General features: G+C 73.6%; 15 protein-coding genes. 6 read left to right on the forward strand and 9 right to left on the reverse strand.

The window, feature by feature from the left end; all coding sequences use genetic code 11:
* Window positions 1-4 precede the first annotated feature (4 nt).
* Window positions 5-1,522 (forward strand): PLP-dependent aminotransferase family protein, encoded by a 1,518-nt coding sequence (locus tag AMY39116_RS0321105; protein WP_020419624.1) that lies wholly within the window; start codon window positions 5-7, stop codon window positions 1,520-1,522.
* A complete protein-coding gene (locus AMY39116_RS0321110; protein ID WP_020419625.1) occupies window positions 1,464-2,513 on the forward strand; it encodes a pyridoxal phosphate-dependent aminotransferase in 1,050 nt (349 codons plus the stop codon). Before AMY39116_RS0321105 ends, AMY39116_RS0321110 begins: the two co-directional genes overlap by 59 nt.
* On the opposite strand, the gene AMY39116_RS0321115 is transcribed toward AMY39116_RS0321110, so the two are convergent.
* Complete coding sequence (locus AMY39116_RS0321115) at window positions 2,502-3,644, reverse strand: MFS transporter (protein ID WP_020419626.1); 1,143 nt, start codon at window positions 3,642-3,644, stop codon at window positions 2,502-2,504. The two genes, AMY39116_RS0321110 and AMY39116_RS0321115, sit on opposite strands and share 12 nt — an antisense overlap.
* Before the next feature lie 66 nt (window positions 3,645-3,710).
* On the opposite strand from AMY39116_RS0321115, the gene AMY39116_RS47590 reads away from it, so the two are divergent.
* Window positions 3,711-5,309 (forward strand): ArsR family transcriptional regulator, encoded by a 1,599-nt coding sequence (locus tag AMY39116_RS47590; protein ID WP_020419627.1) that lies wholly within the window; start codon window positions 3,711-3,713, stop codon window positions 5,307-5,309.
* A gap of 375 nt (window positions 5,310-5,684) precedes the next feature.
* Here the strand turns inward: AMY39116_RS47590 and AMY39116_RS0321125 are convergent, their stop codons facing one another.
* From AMY39116_RS0321125 to AMY39116_RS0321135, 3 genes are all read right to left on the reverse strand, one after another.
* Window positions 5,685-6,221 carry a regulatory protein RecX gene (locus tag AMY39116_RS0321125; RefSeq protein ID WP_020419628.1) on the reverse strand — a complete coding sequence of 179 codons (537 nt, stop codon included), beginning with the start codon at window positions 6,219-6,221 and terminating at the stop codon, window positions 5,685-5,687.
* A gap of 3 nt (window positions 6,222-6,224) precedes the next feature.
* Window positions 6,225-7,265: a recombinase RecA gene (recA, locus tag AMY39116_RS0321130; protein WP_017983956.1), complete on the reverse strand. Its 1,041-nt coding sequence runs from the start codon at window positions 7,263-7,265 to the stop codon at window positions 6,225-6,227.
* A gap of 204 nt (window positions 7,266-7,469) precedes the next feature.
* The gene (locus AMY39116_RS0321135) at window positions 7,470-7,664 is read right to left on the reverse strand and encodes a DUF3046 domain-containing protein (protein ID WP_017983957.1); all 195 of its coding nucleotides are present in this window, start codon (window positions 7,662-7,664) and stop codon (window positions 7,470-7,472) included.
* A gap of 42 nt (window positions 7,665-7,706) precedes the next feature.
* Between AMY39116_RS0321135 and AMY39116_RS47875 the strand changes: the two genes are divergently transcribed.
* Window positions 7,707-7,832, forward strand: coding sequence for a hypothetical protein (locus AMY39116_RS47875; protein WP_020419629.1), 126 nt, complete (start codon window positions 7,707-7,709; stop codon window positions 7,830-7,832).
* Here the strand turns inward: AMY39116_RS47875 and AMY39116_RS0321145 are convergent, their stop codons facing one another.
* Window positions 7,833-9,683, reverse strand: coding sequence for an Hsp70 family protein (locus AMY39116_RS0321145; protein WP_020419630.1), 1,851 nt, complete (start codon window positions 9,681-9,683; stop codon window positions 7,833-7,835).
* Window positions 9,684-9,795: 112 nt separating this feature from the next.
* Between AMY39116_RS0321145 and AMY39116_RS0321150 the strand changes: the two genes are divergently transcribed.
* A complete protein-coding gene (locus tag AMY39116_RS0321150) occupies window positions 9,796-14,412 on the forward strand; it encodes an ATP-dependent helicase (RefSeq protein ID WP_020419631.1) in 4,617 nt (1,538 codons plus the stop codon).
* Between the two features lie 81 nt (window positions 14,413-14,493).
* Window positions 14,494-14,994 (forward strand): peptide deformylase, encoded by a 501-nt coding sequence (gene def / locus AMY39116_RS0321155; protein ID WP_020419632.1) that lies wholly within the window; start codon window positions 14,494-14,496, stop codon window positions 14,992-14,994.
* Window positions 14,995-15,278: 284 nt separating this feature from the next.
* On the opposite strand, the gene AMY39116_RS0321160 is transcribed toward def, so the two are convergent.
* From AMY39116_RS0321160 to AMY39116_RS0321175, 4 genes are all read right to left on the reverse strand, one after another.
* Entirely contained in the window at window positions 15,279-16,355 is a 1,077-nt protein-coding gene (locus tag AMY39116_RS0321160) for a GNAT family N-acetyltransferase (protein WP_020419633.1), read from the reverse strand.
* Between the two features lie 117 nt (window positions 16,356-16,472).
* The gene (locus AMY39116_RS0321165; RefSeq protein WP_020419634.1) at window positions 16,473-17,201 is read right to left on the reverse strand and encodes a VOC family protein; all 729 of its coding nucleotides are present in this window, start codon (window positions 17,199-17,201) and stop codon (window positions 16,473-16,475) included.
* A gap of 44 nt (window positions 17,202-17,245) precedes the next feature.
* On the reverse strand, window positions 17,246-18,010 hold the full coding sequence (locus AMY39116_RS0321170; RefSeq protein ID WP_020419635.1) for a maleylpyruvate isomerase family mycothiol-dependent enzyme: 765 nt from the start codon (window positions 18,008-18,010) through the stop codon (window positions 17,246-17,248).
* Window positions 18,007-18,516 carry an SAV_6107 family HEPN domain-containing protein gene (locus AMY39116_RS0321175; RefSeq protein ID WP_020419636.1) on the reverse strand — a complete coding sequence of 170 codons (510 nt, stop codon included), beginning with the start codon at window positions 18,514-18,516 and terminating at the stop codon, window positions 18,007-18,009. Before AMY39116_RS0321175 ends, AMY39116_RS0321170 begins: the two co-directional genes overlap by 4 nt.
* Between the last annotated feature and the right edge of the window lie 25 nt (window positions 18,517-18,541).

The raw sequence follows: 18,541 nt of genomic DNA on the forward strand, positions 1-18,541 counted from the left end.
CGGGATGCACGCTGGCCGGCTCGCGGAGCTGCTCGGCCGGTGGTCCAGCGGCAGCGAGCCGCTCTACCTGAAGCTGGCCGCGCGCCTGGAGGGGCTGGTCGAGCGGGGTGAGATCCCGGCCGACGGGCGCCTGCCGACCGAGCGCGCGCTGGCCGCGGAGCTGGCGGTCAGCCGCAACACCGCGGTCGCCGCCTACGACGTGCTGCGTGACCGCGGGCTGGTCGAGCGCCGCCGCGGCAGCGGCACGTTCGTGCGACGGCCGCCGCGGCCCGGGCGCGGGGTGGTCGCCGAGTTCAACCCGATGTTCCTGCACCTGCTCGACCCGGTGCCGGACCTGATCGACCTCACCTGCGCCGCGCCGCCGCAGCCCGCGTACCTCGCCGAGGTCGTCGCCGAGGCCGCGGTGGGCGACTTCGGCATCGGCTACCACCCGTCCGGCATCCCGGCGCTGCGGCAGGCGATCGCGGACCACTACGCCGCGCAGGGTGTGCCCACCGATCCCGCGCAGATCGTCGTCACCTCGGGCGCGCAGCAGGCGATTTCGTTGCTGGCGCAGCTGTTCCTGCGGCCCGGCGACGCGGTGGCCGTCGAGGAGCTGACGTACCCGGGCGCACTGGACGCGTTCCGCGGCGGCGGGGCGCGCATCCTCGGGGTGCCGCTGACCGCCGACGGGGTGTCGGTGCCGCACCTCGCGGAGGTCGTCGGCGGGGCGAAACTGGTGTACCTGGTGCCGGCGTTCCAGAACCCGACCGGCTCGGTGCTGCCGCCACACGCGGCGCGGCGGGTGGTGGCGCTGTGCGAGTCGCACGGGGTGCCGCTGGTCGACGACCACGTGCTCGCCGACCTCACGCTCGACGGTCCACGGCCGGCGCCGCTCGCCCGGCACGGGAGCGGGGTGATCAGCGTGGGGTCATTGAGCAAGCTGATCTGGGGCGGGGTGCGGATCGGCTGGGTCCGGGCCGATCCGCGGACCGCGGCCGACCTGGCGCGGCTCAAGGCGGTCGCCGACCTCGGGACGGACGTCGTCGCGCAGGCGATCGGGGTCGCATTGTTCGCGCGGCTCGGACGGTTGCGAGCGGAGCGGCAGGCGGAACTGCGCGCGCGGCGGGACCAGGTGGTGCGGGACCTGCGGGCGGCGTTGCCGTCGTGGGAGTTCCGGACGCCACCGGGTGGCCAGACGCTGTGGATCCGGTTGCCTGGGGCCGATTCGCGGCGGTTCGCGCAGTTCGCATTGCGGTACGGCGTGGCGTTGCTGGAGGGCACGTCGCTGGCCGCGCACGAGTCCAGCGGCGAGCACATCCGAGTGCCGTTCACCCTGCCGCCGGAGGCGTTGTCGGAGGCGGTGCGGCGGTTGCGGAAGGCGTGGGACGACTATCCGGGAGCCAATGACGCGGGATTGGCCCTGTCCGGCGCGGCCGCGACCGGCGAGGGTGATCGGCATGCGACGTTTCCCGCCGAGCGCGATGACGAGTCTGCTGGACGAGAGTCCCCGGTACGACCTGGCCGAGAGCACCTGCGGTGACCTGACGGTCGCCGAGCTGGTCGATGTCGGCAGGCTGGCGAAGTTCCCGCTCGGGTACGGCACTTCCGCCGGTGACGAGGAGTTGCGGGCGCTGCTGGGCGCGCGGCTCGGGGTGTCCGCGGACGAGGTGCTGATCACGGCGGGCGCCGGAGCCGCGTTGTTCCTCGTCGGGCTGGTCGCCGACGGGGCGATCGTGGTGGTGCAGCCTGGGTACCCGCCGATGCTCGGGCTGGCGCGGGGGCTCGCGGAACGGGTGCGGACGGTGCGGCTGCGGTTCGAGACCGGGTACCGCCTGGATGTGGCGGCGCTGCGGACGGCGCTGACCGCGCGGACGCGGCTGGTGATGCTGGCGACGCCACAGAACCCGGCCGGGGTGGCGTTCACCAGGGACGAGATCGACGCGGTGTTGTGCGCGACGGCCGAGGTGTGCCCGGAGGCGGTGGTGCTGGTCGACGAGACGTACCGGGAGGCGGCGTATGCGGAGATCGAGTCGTTCGCCTCGGTTTCGCCGCGGGTGCTGACGTGCGGGTCGTTCTCGAAGGCGCACGGCGCGCCCGGGCTGCGGATCGGCTGGCTCACCGCGCGGGACCCCGCGTGGTACGAGGAGCTGCGCCGGACGAAGTTCACGAGCTCGGTGTCGTGCGGCACGCTGGACGAGTTCCTGGCGCTGGAACTGTTGCGGCGCGCCGACGAGGTGCTGGCCGGGAAGCGGGCACGGATGCGCGCCGGGCTCGCCGAGGTGGCCGCCTGGGTGCCGCGGCAGAACGGCCGGGTGACCTGGCTCCGCCCCGACGCGGGAGCTTTCTGTTGCCTGCGCGTGGATTCCGGCGCACCCGAGTTCTACGAACACCTGGCGACGGCCGGGGTGGCAGTCTCCCCAGGCGACTGGTTCGGTGACGACCCGGCCGTCTTCCGGCTCGGCTTCGCCCACGAACCGGTCGAGCGCCTGCGCGAAGCGCTGGAGCTGATGAGCCAGGCGCTACAGCCCTGACCGGAACGCCAGCAGGGCGAGGCCGCGCAGCAGCCCCGCGATCGGGTAGGGCGCGCGGAGACCGAAGAGGTGCGCGACGAGCCCGCCGGTGAGCGCGCCGAACGGCATGAGCCCCCAGCCGAGCATCCGGTAGACGCTGTTGACCCGGCCGAGGATCCCGGCCGGGACGAGCTGCTGCCGGAGGCTGACGGTGACGATGTTCCAGAGGGTGGTGACGAACCCGTTGGCGGCCAGCAGGAGAGCCAGCACCAGTGCGGTCGGGCTGAGGCCGATGGTTATGAAGATCAAGGAGTTCGCCACCAGCGCGAGGCGCAGGGTGCGCCGGGCGCCGAGGCGGGCGGGGATGTCGAGCACCCCGACGAGGAGGCTGCCGACGGCGGCGCCGGTGAGAAGCAGGCCGTAGCCGCCGGTGCTCAGGTGCAGCGTCTGCGTGGCGAGCAGGACGAGGGTGGCGTTGCCGAGTTGCGCGCAGAAGGTGTTGACGGCCAGCAGCGCGGCGAGGGTGCGCAGCAGCTTGTGCCGGAGCAGCCAGCGCAGACCTCCGGTGGCCGTCGAGCTGGTGTGCGCGGTGCGCCGGTGGCGGGGCAGCGTGGCGAGGAGCGCGGCGGAGACGGCGAAGGTCACGGCGTCGAGAGTGAGGGGCAGCGCGGCGGAGACGGCGAAGAGGAGACTGCCCAGGGGTGGCCCGGCGAACTGCTGGCCGGTGGTCGTGATCGCCTGCTGGTAGCCGTTCGCCTTGGGCAGCAACGGTTTCGCGACGAGGTCGGGCAGGATCGCCTGTGCCGCGTTGCCGAAGAGGACCTCGCACGCGCCCAGGCCGAAGGCGATCGTCGCCAGTGCGGGCAGGGTCAGTGCGTGCAGTGCGGCGAGGACAGCGGCGGTGCCGGTCAGCAGCGCCTGCACCGTCTGGGTGCGCCACATCAGGGTGGCCCGGTCGCAGCGGTCGACGAGCGCGCCGGCCGAGAGGGACAACAGCAGCCACGGCAGGTAGGTCACGGCGGACAGGACCGCGATCAGCCGCGGGTCGGGTGTCAGCGTGGTGGCCAGCAGGGGGATCGCCGCCATGAACGCGCCGTCGCCGAGGGCGTCGACGGCCGATGCCCACCACAGCCGCCAGTAGGTACCGGTCATGCGGTGAGGGTGTCGGGCCCGGGTCGCAGTGCGGCACCGTTGAGCGGTGGGCTACATACTCGGATCATGCCCCTGACGGTCGAACTGGACGTGTCCGAGCTGGCGGCGACGCGGTTCGCGATCTCGCCGCTGTCGGAGACGGTCGCGGGGTTGCAGCAGCTGGCGGGGCACGTGCGGCGGGCGGTGCACCTGCCGTGGGTGCGGTGGGCGGAGGCCGAACTCGCGCGGGAGGCGCTGGACCTGCCGGGGTTGTGGCCGTTGATCGCCGGTGACCGGGCGAGCTGGCCGTCGTTCCTGATCCCGGCGCCGCGCGGAGCGGGTCCGTCGCTCGAGGACGATCTGGCGGTGGTGCGGCGGACCACGGCCGGCCAGGTGCGCGCGAGCCTGGGCCGCGTTTTCGGTGCTGATCTTCCGGACGGTGTGGCCGCTTTGGCTGCGCACCCGAGTGCGGGCCTGGAAGCGATCACGGACGAGCTGCGGGAGGCGTATGCGCGGCTGATCGAGCCGCACTGGCCGCGGATTCGCGCGGTGCTGGAGGCAGACGTGGCGTACCGCGCACGGCAGCTCGCGGCGGGCGGGGCGGCGCGGCTGTTCGGCGGCCTGCACCCGGACCTGAGCTGGCGCGCGGGCCGGCTGGTGCTGGCTGGTGCGGACCGGGCGGTCGAGCTGGGGCCGGGCGGGCTGGTGCTGATGCCCGTCGCACTCGCCCCGGCGCACGTGATGATCAAGCGCCACACGACAACCCAGACGACGATCCGCTACCCGGCGCGTGGAGTAGGGGCCCTCTGGTCCGCGGCGATGGCGCCGGTGCCCCCTGTTCGCGCCCCGGCTCGCCGGTCCGCGCAGAGGGGAGCCGGGCCGCTGGCTGCTCCCGGGCGCGGTGCGGCTGGCCGATCCACGCTCCGGCCGGCGAACCACGCCGCGCCGGAGGCGGCTGGTTCAGCGGACCAGCCTGCGCCCGGACCGGCCAACCACACGACACCACCGGCAGCAACCGCCCGCAGCGCGGCGGACCAACCCACCAACCACACCGCACCACCACCGGCGACTGTCCCCAACGCGCCAGACCAACCCACACCCCAGCCCGCCAAGCGAGCCGCACCACCGGCGGCGACTAATCAGGCCCCGGCAGATCAGCCCCACACTGCACCGCAATCGGTGACTGGCCGCAGCACGGCAGACCAGCCCACATCCCAACCGGCCAGCCAAGCCGCGCCGCAGGCAGGGAACGACCGCGGGTCGGCGGACCTGTCCGCGCGACAGCCCGGGAGGCAAGCCGCGTCGCGGGTGGCGGGCATTCGCAATTCAGCGCACCGCTCCGAGCCACCAGCCGGCCGGGGCGCAGCATCGGGGGTAGCAGGCGTTCGCGGGTCGACACGTGAGGCCGACATTCTCTGGGCGGCGCGGCCACCGTCGGCCAGCGCGGTGCGGTTGCTCGGCCGCGCCCGCGCCGAACTGCTGGCGGCACTCCACTCCCCCGCGACGACCACCGATCTGGCCCGCGCGCTCGCCGTGACGCCCAGTGCGGTGTCCCAGCACCTCCGCATCCTGCGCGAGAACGGTCTCGTGACGCGGGAGCGGTCCGGCCGCAGTGTCCTGTACGTGATCACGCCCCTCGGCGAGGCACTGATCCGTGTCGCGGGTGGGCGAGAGAACCAGCGGTGAGCGCGCGAAGTCGCCATTTCGTACGGCTGTCAGGAACGCATTTCGTGGCGTGAGTTGTCCACAGCGACCGCACGAAAAGTCATTCTCGCGGAGAACAGCCTGTCATGCGGCGGGCCGTGGGACCGCCGTTCGCTGGTTGCCCCGGATTGTGAAGAGGGCGAGGCCGGGCCGATCAGTCACTCGACCGCCCTAGGCCTCGCCTACCCGTACTCCTGTGCAGCGGGGCGGCAGGGCTCGACCGACGGCCGCGGCAGTGACCAGCACACGCCAGCTGCGTCGCAGCCGGCCGCTGCCGTCCCACACACGGCGCACCCACGACAAAGCCCACCGCGGGAATCTGCGGTGGGCTCAGTCTTGGGTCCGGGAAGAGCGGGCTCAGTCCAGTGTCGCGTCGTCCAGGGGGGTGGCGTCCGCGCCGGCGTTGCGGAGCTCGTCGCGCACCACGGTGTACGCCAGGCCCTGCGGGTAGCCCTTCCGGGCGAGCGTGCCGAGCAGCCTGCGCGTCGCGGTCTGCTCGTCCAGCGTCGTCATCGTGCGGAGGCGCTTGCGCACCAGCTCGCGCGCCCGCTGCTCCTCCGACTCGCGGTCGATCTCGCCCGCCGCCTGGGCCGCCACCTCCGCGTCGACGCCCTTGCGCTTCAGCTCGGCGACCAGCGCGGTGCGCGCCAGGCCCTGGTAGGCGTGGCGCGAACGCACCCACTGCTCGGCGAACGCGGCGTCGTCGATCAGGCCGGCGTCGTCCAGCTTGCCGAGCAGCTGCTCACGGATCTCGTCGTCGAAACCCTTGCGCCGCAACGCCTGCCGCAGCTCGTCCTTGGTGCGGGCGCGGATGGCCAGGAGGTCGAAGCAGACCTCCTTGGCCTTCTTCCACGCCTCGTCCCGGGACAGCTCCTTCGGGTCGAACCTGGGCATCGATCAGAAGTCGACCGGGGCGGGCTCGGCCGCCTCGGCGTCGACCTGCGGCCCGATGCCGAGCTTCTCCTTGATGCGCTTCTCGATCTCGTTGGCGATGTCCGGGTTGTCGCGCAGGAACTTCCGCGCGTTCTCCTTGCCCTGGCCGAGCTGGTCGCCCTCGTACGTGTACCAGGCGCCGGACTTGCGCAGGATGCCCTGGTCGACACCCATGTCGATCAGCGAGCCCTCGCGGGACACGCCGACGCCGTACAGGATGTCGAACTCGGCCTGCTTGAACGGCGGCGCGACCTTGTTCTTCACGACCTTCACGCGGGTGCGGTTGCCGACCGCCTCGCCGCTGTCCTTGAGCGTCTCGATGCGGCGCACGTCGAGCCGGACGGAGGCGTAGAACTTCAGCGCCTTGCCACCGGTGGTGGTCTCCGGCGAGCCGAACATGACGCCGACCTTCTCGCGCAGCTGGTTGATGAAGATCGCCGTGGTGCCGGAGTTGGACAGCGCACCGGTGATCTTCCGCAGCGCCTGGCTCATCAGCCGGGCCTGCAGACCGACGTGCGAGTCACCCATCTCGCCCTCGATCTCGGCGCGCGGCACGAGCGCGGCCACCGAGTCGATGACCAGGATGTCGAGCGCGCCGGAGCGGATCAGCATGTCCGCGATCTCCAGCGCCTGCTCACCGGTGTCCGGCTGGGACACCAGCAGCGCGTCGGTGTCCACCCCGAGCGCCTTGGCGTACTCCGGGTCGAGCGCGTGCTCGGCGTCGATGAACGCGGCGATCCCGCCCGCCTTCTGGGCGTTGGCGACCGCGTGCAGGGCGACCGTCGTCTTACCGGAGGACTCCGGGCCGTAGATCTCGATGACCCGGCCGCGCGGCAGGCCGCCGATGCCGAGTGCGATGTCGAGCGCGATGGCGCCGGTCGGGATCACGCCGATGGGCGGGCGGGTCTCCTCGCCCAGCCGCATGACGGAGCCCTTGCCGTACTGCTTGTCGATCTGGGCCAGGGCGAGCTCGAGCGCCTTGTCCTTGTCGGGTGCTGCTGGCATGGAAATCCACCTCGTCGTCAGAGCCTGTGGGGCTGGTGTTCGAGTTTGTTTTCGCTGTGGCCCGAGACTACGGGCGGGGTCCGACAATTCCGGGCGCCGAGACGAGGCTGTGGATCGTTGACCCCGATGTGGACAACACAATAGCCGAACACGTGTTCGAGGCAAGAGCGACACACCCGCGAGCGCGGATTTTCCGGGAATCGGTCACCGGCGCTCCGGCGGGACGTCGAACTCCGCGCACACCGCCCGCCAGATCTCCTTCGCCGGGGTGCCCTCGGCCAGCGCCTGCTCGACGGTGCGGCCGCCGAGGCCGCTGAAGACGTGGTCCTTCGCCAGGATCTCCGCCCTGCCGGGCCCGAACTCGTCGGCCATCAGCTGGCGGAACACGGTGATGCGCATCGAACCCAGGGTAGCGACCGGCGCGCCGGGTACCGTGTCCGCATGACCTCCGCGCAGGAGATGCCGTCCTGGGGCCCCACCGCGATGACCGTGGCCTCGGCGGCCGTCCTGGTCGCCGCCCTTGTCGTGGCGCTGCGGGCGCTGTGGAACATGCGCAACCGGAAGTAGCTACTCCCCGGGCTGCACGTGCTGCTCGAAGTAGGTGGCCAGGTCGCCGGCCGAGAGCGGCGCCTGCCCGGTGCCCGCCTTCTGGTAGACCACCCCGGCCAGCGGCCGGTCGGCGACCGTGAACACCAGCACCGCCGAGCTCCGCGCGGACGCCGACGAGTAGCTGCCGTCCAGGCCGTTGCCCTTCCACCCGGCCCGCACCTGGTTGCCGCCGACCGCGCCGAGCAGCCGGTCGGTGTACTCCTTCACCTTCGCCGCGGACACCCCGTGCAGGTAGGTCACCTGCGCCCCGGCCAGCGCGGGCGCCGAGCAGGTGGTCAGCACGCCGATGTTCTCGTTCTCCGGCGGGGCGATGTCGCCGGTGCCCGCGCCCGGCGCGCACTGGCCGTCGGCGATCGTCCCGGCCAGCTGGCGCAGGCAGCCGGTGAAGCCGGACGGGTCGGCGGCGCCGGGCTGCTGGCACTCGGCGGCGCTGAACGTGGTCGCCGACGAGCTGGACGACGGCCAGAACAGGTAGGTGGCGACGGCGGCCAGCACCACCACGACGACCGCGGCGACGCCGGCGACCAGCTTCTTCCGGTCCTTCTTCGGCGGCGCGGCCGGGGGCATGCTGGGGAAGTTCGACGGCGCCGGCTGGTACCCGGCCTGCGGGTACGGCGACGCGCCAGGGTAGCCCCCCGGCGGGGTGCCCGGCACGGTCGCGACCGGGGGCGGCGGGAACCCCGGGGGCGTCCCGGTGGCGGCGACCTGCCCCTCGACGTTCTGCGTGCGCATGCTGATGCCGTCGCGGGCCACGTGGTGCGCGCCCAGCGCGACCGCGGTCTCCGGCTGGTCCAGGCTGGTGGGCACGATGCCGAGCTTCTCCGCGATCATCGACCCGACCAGCGGCAGCCTGCTCGACCCGCCGACGAGGTAGATGCCGGCCAGCCGGTCCGGGGACAGCCCGGCGGCGGCGACCGTGCGGCCCAGCAGCTCGACGCTGCGCAGCAGGGCCGGGCGCACCAGCGCCTCCAACTCGCCACGCGTCACCAGGACGTCGTTGAACGGCTCGGGCATCGGCACCTCGGTCTGCGGCAGCCGGGACAGCGCCTCCTTGGCGGCCTTGACGTCCTCCTGCAGCGCGCGCCGGGTACGCCGGTCCGCGGTGGACTCCGGGCGCAGCAGCCGCTGCCAGCGCTGCGGGTCCGAGTGCGAGACCTCGCGGCCGACGTGCACCATCAGCGCCTGGTCGACGTCGAGCCCGCCGAGGTCGGGCAGGCCGTCCTCGGCCAGCACGGTGAACCCGTTCTGGGTGGCGCCGACGACCGCGACGTCGAACGTGCCCGCGCCCAGGTCGTACACCGCGAGCGCCTGGCCGGGCGCGGGCGAGCGGCCGGGGAAGGACGCGAAGTGCGCGGCCGCGGCGACCGGCTCGGGCACGAGCAGCAGCGGGCCGGTCAGGCCGGCCAGCCGCGCCGCGGACAGCAGCACGTTGCGCCGGGTCGGTCCCCACTGCGCCGGGTGGGTGAGGCGGACCTCGTCGGGCAGGTCGCCGCCGAGCTGGCGGGTGGTCTCGTCTAGCACGCGGCGCAGCACCGCGGCCAGCGCCTCGTTGACCGGCACGACGTCCTGGCCGAGCAGCAGCGTCTGCTCGTCCACGCGGCGCTTGGGGTTGGGCTCGAAGCGGGTGGGGTCCAGGCGGGCCCGGCGCTCGGCGTCGCGGCCGACCACGAGGGTGCCGCCCTCCTCGGCGAACACCGCGGACGGCATGGTGGCCGAGCCGTCCACCTCGACCACGCGCGGTGGCCGCCCGTGCGCGGACAGCACCGCCACGGTGTTGGACGTACCGAGATCCACCGACAGGATGCGCACAGCTCTTCCCCTCACGATCCACCCAGGCCAGGACGTGATGCTGCCACGCTGCCCGGGACCGCGCGTGCGGCACCCGCGAGAAATTGTCGTACCCCCCGGTCATGATGGATGCGTGACCGACGTGCTCGACCTGTTCTCGCCCGCCACCCGCGGCTGGTTCGCGGGTGCCTTCGCCGCGCCCACCGAGGCGCAGGCGGGTGCGTGGCGCGCGGCGCAGGCGGGTGAGCACGCGCTGGTCGTGGCACCGACCGGCTCGGGCAAGACGCTGGCGGCGTTCCTCTGGGCGCTGGACCGGCTGGCGGCCGGGCCACCGGCGGCGGACGCCCAGCGCCGCTGCCGGGTGCTCTACGTCTCGCCGCTGAAGGCGCTGGCGGTCGACGTGCAGCGCAACCTGCGGGCGCCGCTGGCGGGCATCCGGCAGGCCAGCCACCGGCTGGGGCAGACGCCGCCGGAGATCACGGTGGGCATGCGCACCGGCGACACGTCCGCCGCCGAGCGCCGCACGTTCCTCAAGACCCCGCCGGACATCCTGGTCACCACGCCGGAGTCGCTGTTCCTCATCCTCACCTCGTCGGCGCGCGAGTCGCTGCGCGGCGTCGAGACGGTGATCCTGGACGAGGTGCACGCGGTGGCCGGCGGCAAGCGCGGCGCGCACCTGGCGCTGTCGCTGGAGCGGCTGGACGTGCTGCTGCCGAAGCCGGCGCAGCGCATCGGGCTGTCCGCGACCGTGCGCCCGATCGACGAGGTCGGCTCGTTCCTCACCGGCGGCCGCCCGGTGCGGGTGGTGCAGCCGAAGACGGCGAAGACGATCGAGGTGCGGGTCGAGGTCCCGGTCGAGGACATGGCGAACCTGGACGCGCCCGCGCCGAGCCCGCTGGAGCGGCTGGACGCGATGCTGCCGGACGACGGCCCGCCGGACGAGCCGGCCGCGGTGCGCAGGCCGTCGATCTGGCCGTCGGTGGAGCAGCGGGTGCTGGAGCTGATCCGGCAGCACCGGTCGACCATCGTGTTCGCCAACTCGCGGCGGCTGGCCGAGCGGATGACGGCGCGGCTCAACGAGCTGGCCGCCGAGCAGACGGAACTGGCCGCCGACCAGCGGTTCCCCGCCGAGGCCATCGGCGAGTCCGGGCTCACCACGGGCGCGGCGGCGACGGTCGCGAAGGCCCACCACGGCTCGATGTCGCGCGAGCAGCGCACCCGGGTCGAGGAGGAGCTGAAGTCCGGGCTGCTGCCGTGCGTGGTCGCCACGTCGTCGCTGGAGCTGGGCATCGACATGGGCGCGGTCGACCTGGTGGTGCAGATCGAGGCGCCGCCGACGGTCGCGTCCGGGCTGCAGCGCGTCGGCCGCGCCGGCCACCACGTGGGCGCGGTGTCCACCGGCGTGATGTTCCCGAAGTTCCGGGGCGACCTGGTGTCCTGCGCGGTGGTGTCGGAGCGGATGACGGCGGGCGCGATCGAGGCGGTGCGCTACCCGCGCAACCCGCTGGACGTGCTGGCGCAGCACATCGTGTCGATGGTGGCGCTGGAGCCGTGGTCGGTCGAGGACCTCGCGGCGACGGTGCGGCGGGCCGCGCCGTTCACCGCGCTGCCGGACGACGCGCTGCTGGCGGTGCTGGACATGCTGGCCGGGCGCTACCCCAGCGAGGAGTTCGGCGAGCTGCGCCCGCGCATCACGTGGGACCGGGTGTCGGGCGAGCTGCGCGGGCGGCCGGGGTCGCAGCGGCTCGCGGTCACCTCCGGCGGCACGATCCCCGACCGCGGGCTGTTCACCGTGATGACGCCGGGCGGCGACGGCAGCCCCGGCTCCCGGGTGGGCGAGCTCGACGAGGAGATGGTCTACGAGTCGCGGGTGGGCGACACGATCCTGCTGGGCACGTCGTCGTGGCGGATCACCGACATCACGCACGACCGGGTCATCGTGGTGCCCGCGCCGGGTGAGCCGGCGCGGATGCCGTTCTGGAAGGGCGACGCGCCGGGGCGGCCGCTCGAACTCGGCCGCGCGCTGGGCGCGTTCGTCCGCGAACTGTCCAGTTCGGACGACGAGAAGGCCCGCGAGCGGGCGCGTCAGGCGGGTCTGGACGAGCTGGCGTGTGACAACCTCCTGACCTACCTGACCGAGCAGAAGGCGGCGACGCGGCACGTGCCCAACGACCGCACGATCCTGCTCGAACGCTTCCGCGACGAGCTGGGCGACTGGCGGGTGGTGCTGCACTCGCCGTTCGGCGCGCAGGTCAACGCGCCGTGGGCGCTGGCGATCGCGGCCCGGCTGCGGGAGCAGCGCGGGGTGGACGCCCAGGTCATGCACTCCGACGACGGCATCGTGCTGCGCCTGCCGGAAGCGCTGGACAGCGACGGCGCGGAGGTCACGATCGGCACCGACGACGTGCTGATCGACCCGGAGGAGGTCGAGCAGATCATCGTCGCCGAGGTCGGCGGCTCGGCCCTGTTCGCCGCGCGGTTCCGGGAGTGCGCGGCGCGGTCGTTGCTGCTGCCCCGGCGCGATCCGCGGCGGCGCACCCCGTTGTGGCAGCAACGCCAGCGGGCCTCGCAACTGCTGTCGGTGGCCGCGAAGTACGAGCGGTTCCCGGTGGTGCTGGAGGCGATGCGGGAGTGCCTCCAGGACGTCTACGACGTCGGTGGCTTGCGTGAGCTGATGGCCGACGTGCGGGCGCGGCGCGTGAAGGTCGCCGAGGTGGAGACGCCGTCGCCGTCGCCGTTCGCACGCAGCCTGATGTTCGGCTACGTCGGGATGTTCCTGTACGAGACGGACGCGCCGCTGGCCGAGCGGCGGGCGGCGGCGCTGTCGCTGGACTCGACGCTGCTGGCCGAGCTGCTGGGCACCGAGGCGATCCGGGAGCTGCTCGACGCCGAAGTGGTCGACGAGGTCGAGCGCTCGTTGCAGCGGCTGGAGCCGGACCGGCACGCGCGCAACGCCGAGGAGACCGCGGACCTGTTGCGGTTCCTGGGTGATCTGTCCGACGAGGAGGCCGCGGCGCGCGGCGTCCGGCGGGAGTGGCTGGACGAGCTGGTCGCGCAGCGGCGGGTCATCCGGGTGCGCATCGCGGGCGTGGACCGCAACCTGTCGATCGAGGACGCGGGCCGGGTGCGGGACGCGCTGGGCGTGGCGCTGCCGATCGGGGTGCCGGAGGCGTTCACCGAACCGGTCGCCGATCCGCTCGGCGATCTGCTGGCCCGGTACGCGCGGTCCCGCGGGCCGTTCTCCGCGCACCAGGCCGCGGAGCGGTTCGGGCTGGGGCCCGCGGTGGTGACGGGTGTGCTCGACCGGCTCACCGCCGAAGGCCGCCTGGTGCGCGGCGAGCTGCGGCCGGTCGGACATCCGGAAACGCACGGCGCGGGCACCGAGTACTGCGACGCGGCGGTGCTGCGGCGGTTGCGGCGGGCGTCGCTGGCGCGGCTGCGGGCCGAGGTCGAGCCCGTGGAACCCGCGGCGCTGGGCCGGTTCCTGCCGTCCTGGCACGGCATCGGGGCGCGGATGCGGGCGGCGCCGAGCGTCGACGACGTGCTGTCGGTGGTCGAGCAGCTGGCGGGGGCGCCGCTGCCGGCGAGCGCGCTGGAGTCGCTGATCCTGCCGAGCCGCCTGCCCGGGTACTACCCGGCGCTGATGGACGAGCTGATGACCGCGGGCGAGGTGGTGTGGTGCGGCGCCGGGGCGCTGGCCGGTGGCGATGGGTGGGTGTCGCTGGCGCCCGCCGACGTCGCCGACCTGCTGCTGCCGGAGGCCGACGAGGAGGCGTCAACCAGCCCGCTGCACGAGGCGATCCTCGCCGCGCTGGACGGCGGCGCGTTGTTCTTCCGCCAGCTCGTCGACCGGGTGACGCCGCTGCTGGACAGCGCGCCGAACGACGCCGACGTGGTGGGCGCGCTGTGGGACCTGGTGTGGGCGGGCACGGTCACCGGCGACACGCTCTCGCCCCTGCGGGCGTTGGTGTCGGGCAAGGGCGCGGCGCACAAACCCCGCCAGGCGACGCCACACAGCCGGTACGGGCGGATGCGCGCGGGGCGGCCTGCGATGCCGTCGCGCACCGGGCCGCCGACGGTGGCCGGGCGGTGGGCGCTCACGCCGATCCGCGAGTCCGACCCGACGCGGCGCACGCACGCGCGGACGGAGGCGTTCCTGGAGCGGCACGGGGTGCTGACGCGGGGCGCGCTGGAGACCGAGCGGGTCACCGGCGGGTTTTCCGGGATCTACAAGGTGCTGCGTGCGATGGAGGACTCGGGCCAGGTGATCCGCGGCTACGTCGTGGAGGGCCTGGGCGCGGCGCAGTTCGCGGCGCGTGGCGCGGTCGACCGGCTGCGGGCGATGTCCGATCCGAGCGGCACGCGGCGGCCGGACGCGATGACCGACGCCGTCGTGCTGGCGGCGACGGACCCGGCCCAGCCGTACGGTGCGGCGCTGTCGTGGCCCGCGGCGCTCGGCGACACCAAACACCGCCCGGCACGCAAAGCAGGCGCGCTGGTGGTGCTGGTCAACGGCGTGCCCGCGCTGTACGTCGAACGGGGCGGCCGGTCGCTGCTGTCGTTCACCGAGGACGAGCCGACGCTCAAGGCGGCCGCGCACGCCCTGTCCCGCGCCGTCCGCGAGGGCTGGCTGGGGCAGCTGGCGGTCCAGCGGGCGGACGGCGAGCAGGCCCTGACCTCCGCGCTGGCCGACGTCCTCCGGGACGCGGGCTTCCGCGCCACCCCGAAGGGGCTCCGGCTACGAGCTTGAGATCACGTCACCCTCCGTTGGCTCACTCCGGGCGAGCACGATTTACTTTTCGTGACCCGAACGAGTGAGAGGACAACCCTGATGGCGTTGCGGGAGCTGCGGTACTTCGGCGACCCGGTGCTCAAGACGGTCTGCGATCCCGTGACCACGTTCGACAAGAAGCTCGAGCAGCTGGTGACCGACCTGCTGGACAGCGTGCGGCCGGACGGGCGGGCGGGGCTGGCGGCGCCGCAGATCGGGGTGAGCCTGCGGGTGTTCAGCTACGAGGTGGACAACCTGTTCGGGTACGTGATCAACCCGGAGATCGTCGAGCTGTCCGAGGAGACGCACGAGATCAACGAGGGCTGCCTGTCCGTGCCGGAGCTGTGGTTCCCGACCCGCCGGGCGAAGCGCGCGGTGGTGCGTGGCGTCGACCTGCGGAACGAGCCGGTCACCGTGGAGGGCGAGGACGTGCTGGCGCAGTGCCTCCAGCACGAGACCGACCACCTCGACGGCGTGCTCTACCTCGACCGGCTGGAGAAGGACCGGAAGCGGCAGGCGCTCAAGCAGGCGCGTGACAAGGACTGGTTCTGGAACCGCTGACCTCCGCGCAGAGGCGGCCGCGAGCCCGGTGAGCGTGGCCCGCGAGCCGCGGTGGGCGCTGCGCTGGGCATCGCCGGAAGGCTGCGAAGCTCCGCCAACGACACGACCGCCTCGGCGGGCACTCCCCGGGCGTCGTGAGGGCCGCGACGAGCGCGGCCCCGAGCCGCCCCGCGCGGCGCTCTTGGGCGACCCAGCGCGTTGTGGGAAAGCGATCTCGCGGCGCGCCCGCGGCTTCCGCGCCGACAGCGCGCGGAAGCCATTACTGCGGCGACCGTCGCCGCGGGCTACAGCTCGCTCAGCACGCGAGCACCCGCGGCCTCCAGATCGATCCGCATCAGCCCCTCCTCCTCCGGCGGCTCCGGCGCCAGTCCCGCCCGCCGCGCGGTCCGGTAGATGCCGTCCCGCCCGGGCAGTGACACCGCCACCAGCCTGCGGCAGCCGCGCGCCGCGGCGATCTCCGCCAGGCGGCCCATCAGCGCGGTGCCCACGCCGTTGCGCTGCCAGCCGTCCTCGACGAGCAGCGACACCTCGGCGATCTCGCCCGTCGGGCCGGGGATGAGCTGCCCGACGCCGATCACCTCGCGCCCGCACACCGCGAGCAGGCTCATCCCCCGCGGCGGCACCAGCAGCCGGTGCAGCCAGCGGCGCGGCATGGTGCGCATTCCCGTGTGGTAGCGCGCGAAGAGCGTGGTCATCGAGCACCGCGCGTGCATCGCGGACACCGCCTCGGCGTCGGCCGGCTTGCCTTCGCGCAGCACGACCGCCGCGCCGTCGGCGCAGGTCAGGGCCAGCGGGCTGGACACGTTGCGCCGCGCGCCGTCCAGCAGTCCCAGCAGCGCCTCCGCGCGGGTCAGTTCCAGCTGCACGAACGGGGCCCACCGCCGCCGGGCCACCAGCGCGGTCTCCCCGTCCACCGCGAACACCACCCGGTGGCCGCCCTCGACACGCGCCGGGTTGGCCTCGGCCAGCGGCACGACCGTGACGAGATCCGCGGTCAGCACCTCACGCAGCACCTCGGCCCGGCGCGACGGGTCGTCGACCGCCCGCGCGGCCGCGGTGAGCGTCGCGGCGGAGGCGTCCACCAGCTCGCGCACGTCGGCGTCGGTGATGCACGAGCACTCGCACCCCTCGGCCTGGATCGCCGCGACGAGCTGCTCCTTGGTGAGCCCGGTCGCGGGCCGGATCACCACCTCGTCGAGCACCCCGCCCGGCACCGGGAGCACGTTCAGCCCCAGGATGTTGCACTCCAGGTCGGCCATCCGGATCGCGATGCGCGCCAGCATGCCGGGGTGGTCGTCCATCCGGATGCGGACCCGCCAGACGGCCGACGAGACCTCGTCCTCGACGACCGGCTGCGGCACCGCTCTTCGCGTGCGAATCAACATCCCATAACGATCGCCCACGGTTGTTGCCGAGCGTGGACGCGTGTGTTTCGCCCGTGTCAGGCTCCGGCCGCCGCCGCAACGGCGCCGAAACACTCAGCGTGGCGACAGCACGCAGAACTCGTTGCCCTCCGGATCGGCCAGCACGTCCCACGGGACGTCGCCCTGACCGATGTCGATCCGCCGCGCGCCGAGCCCGCACAACCGGTCCGCCTCGGCCGCGGTGTCGCCGTCCGCGAACGGCGCGACGTCCAGGTGCAGCCGGTTCTTGCCGGCCTTCGCCTCGTCGCTGCGCAGGAACTCCAGCCACGGCCCGCGCCCGGTCGGCGCGCGCAGCCCGACGATCACCGGCTCCTGGTTGCCGATCCGCCACCCCGCGGCCTCGGCCCAGAAACCGGCCAGCGCCAAGGGATCGCGGGCGTCCACGACGACCGCCGCGATGGCCTCCGTCGTGGTGTAGCCGGGCCGCGGTTCGAGCACGCAGAATTCGTTGCCCTCCGGGTCGGCGAGCACCTCCCAGGGGACCGCGCCCTGGCCGATGTCGCGCTTGCGCGCGCCGAGGGCCAGGGCCCGGTCCACCTTGGCCGCCTGGTCCGACGGCGACGTGCTGGCGAGGTCGAGGTGCACCCGGTTCTTCACGGCCGGGTCCTTGGCCTCCGGCACGGTGCCGAAGACCAGCAGGAGGCCGTCGTCCCCGGGCGCCTCGACGTCGATCTCCTCGTCGTCGGCGAAGGTGATCGTCCAGCCGAGCAGCTGCGCCCAGAACTCCGCCAGCTCCCGGGGCCGGTTCGCGTCGATCACGAGGCTGTCCAGTCGTGTCGCCATGCCCGGGACGATATCCAGCAACGCTTCCCCACGTCCTGGAATTTTCACTTCGTCGCCAGGCGCAGCAGCGCCCAGAACTGCCCGATCGAATCGTCGCTCCGCTCCCAGGTGACCGACCCGTGCCCGAGCCTGCCCCACAGCCACTGGTAGACCGCCATCGGCGGACCGGTGACCAGTCCGTTCGCCCGGTCGGTGTCGGCGGCCGAACAGCGCCAGGCGACCGTCTCACCGGGCCCCGCGCGGGCGATCCAGTCGTGGCCACCGGTGCGGATCCCGACCGATCCGGTGAACGTGCCGGACAGTCCGAGCATCGGCAGCCGCTGCCCGAACCACAGCGCCAGGATCTCGTCGATGCCGTCGATCGCCACGTCTTCGTCGACCTCGGTGACGATCCGGTTCGCGGCGTTCTGGAGGTCGATCCGGTGCACCGTGGTCTCGTGCGCCATGCGGCGGCACCAGAACCCGTAGGTGCGGTCGGCAGGCCACCAACTGGCCGCGTGCTCGGCGGGGTCGTGCGAGGTCAGCTCACGGTACAGCGCCGCGAACCCCTCCCGCAGGTACTCCTCACCGCTCTGGCCGTCCGCTGGGTCCCGCTGCCAGTCCGAGGGGCGCCTGCCCTCGGTCATCCAACCCGTGGCGACGCGGTAGACGCCGCCGACGTGCCGGACCACCTCCCCGATCGTGAGACCGGGTGTGGTGGGGACCGGCGTGTCCGGCGCCGCCTCCCGCGCCGTCGCGGTGAGCCGGTCGACCTCGGCGCCCAGCACGTCCAGCAGGCGGCCGTGGTCGACGAGTGCTTGCCCGGTCATCGCCTTCGGGACGCCTTCCTCAGGGTCGGCGGCGCGTCGCACTGCCGCACCCGGCTCGGAGTCACGGGCGTCCGCCCGTGGACGAGGTCGCGGGCCAGCTCGACGAACAACGCGGACTGGCGCAGCAGCTCGTCGGCCCGTTCGGGGGTGATCCGGCGAGTGTTGCCCGCCTGCGCGGCGGCGCGGGCCGCCGAGTGCGCGGCGAAGTACGCCGTCCAGTCGGTCAGTTCGGGCGCCGCCGTCTCGAGCAGCACCCAGACGCTGGCCGGGCGGGCCCGGCCGCGGTGCGGACGGCCGCTCGCCGCGAGCACCGCGGCGCCCGCGCGGAGCGCGGCCAGGTACGCCGCGATGAACCTGGGCGCCGGCTGGGCGGCGTGCCGGGCCTCGGCGAGGCCCCGCCGGGCGTCGGCGAGCAGGGCCGTGGCGGCGGGTGCCGCCGGAGGACGGACCGGTAGCGGCAGCGCCGGCTGCCTCTCCTCGGCGTGGGATGCGATGGCAATGGACATTGCCCCTCCCTCGGAACAACGTGCT

This window comes from Amycolatopsis sp. ATCC 39116 (assembly GCF_000231075.2).
Taxonomy (GTDB): domain Bacteria; phylum Actinomycetota; class Actinomycetes; order Mycobacteriales; family Pseudonocardiaceae; genus Amycolatopsis_E; species Amycolatopsis_E tucumanensis.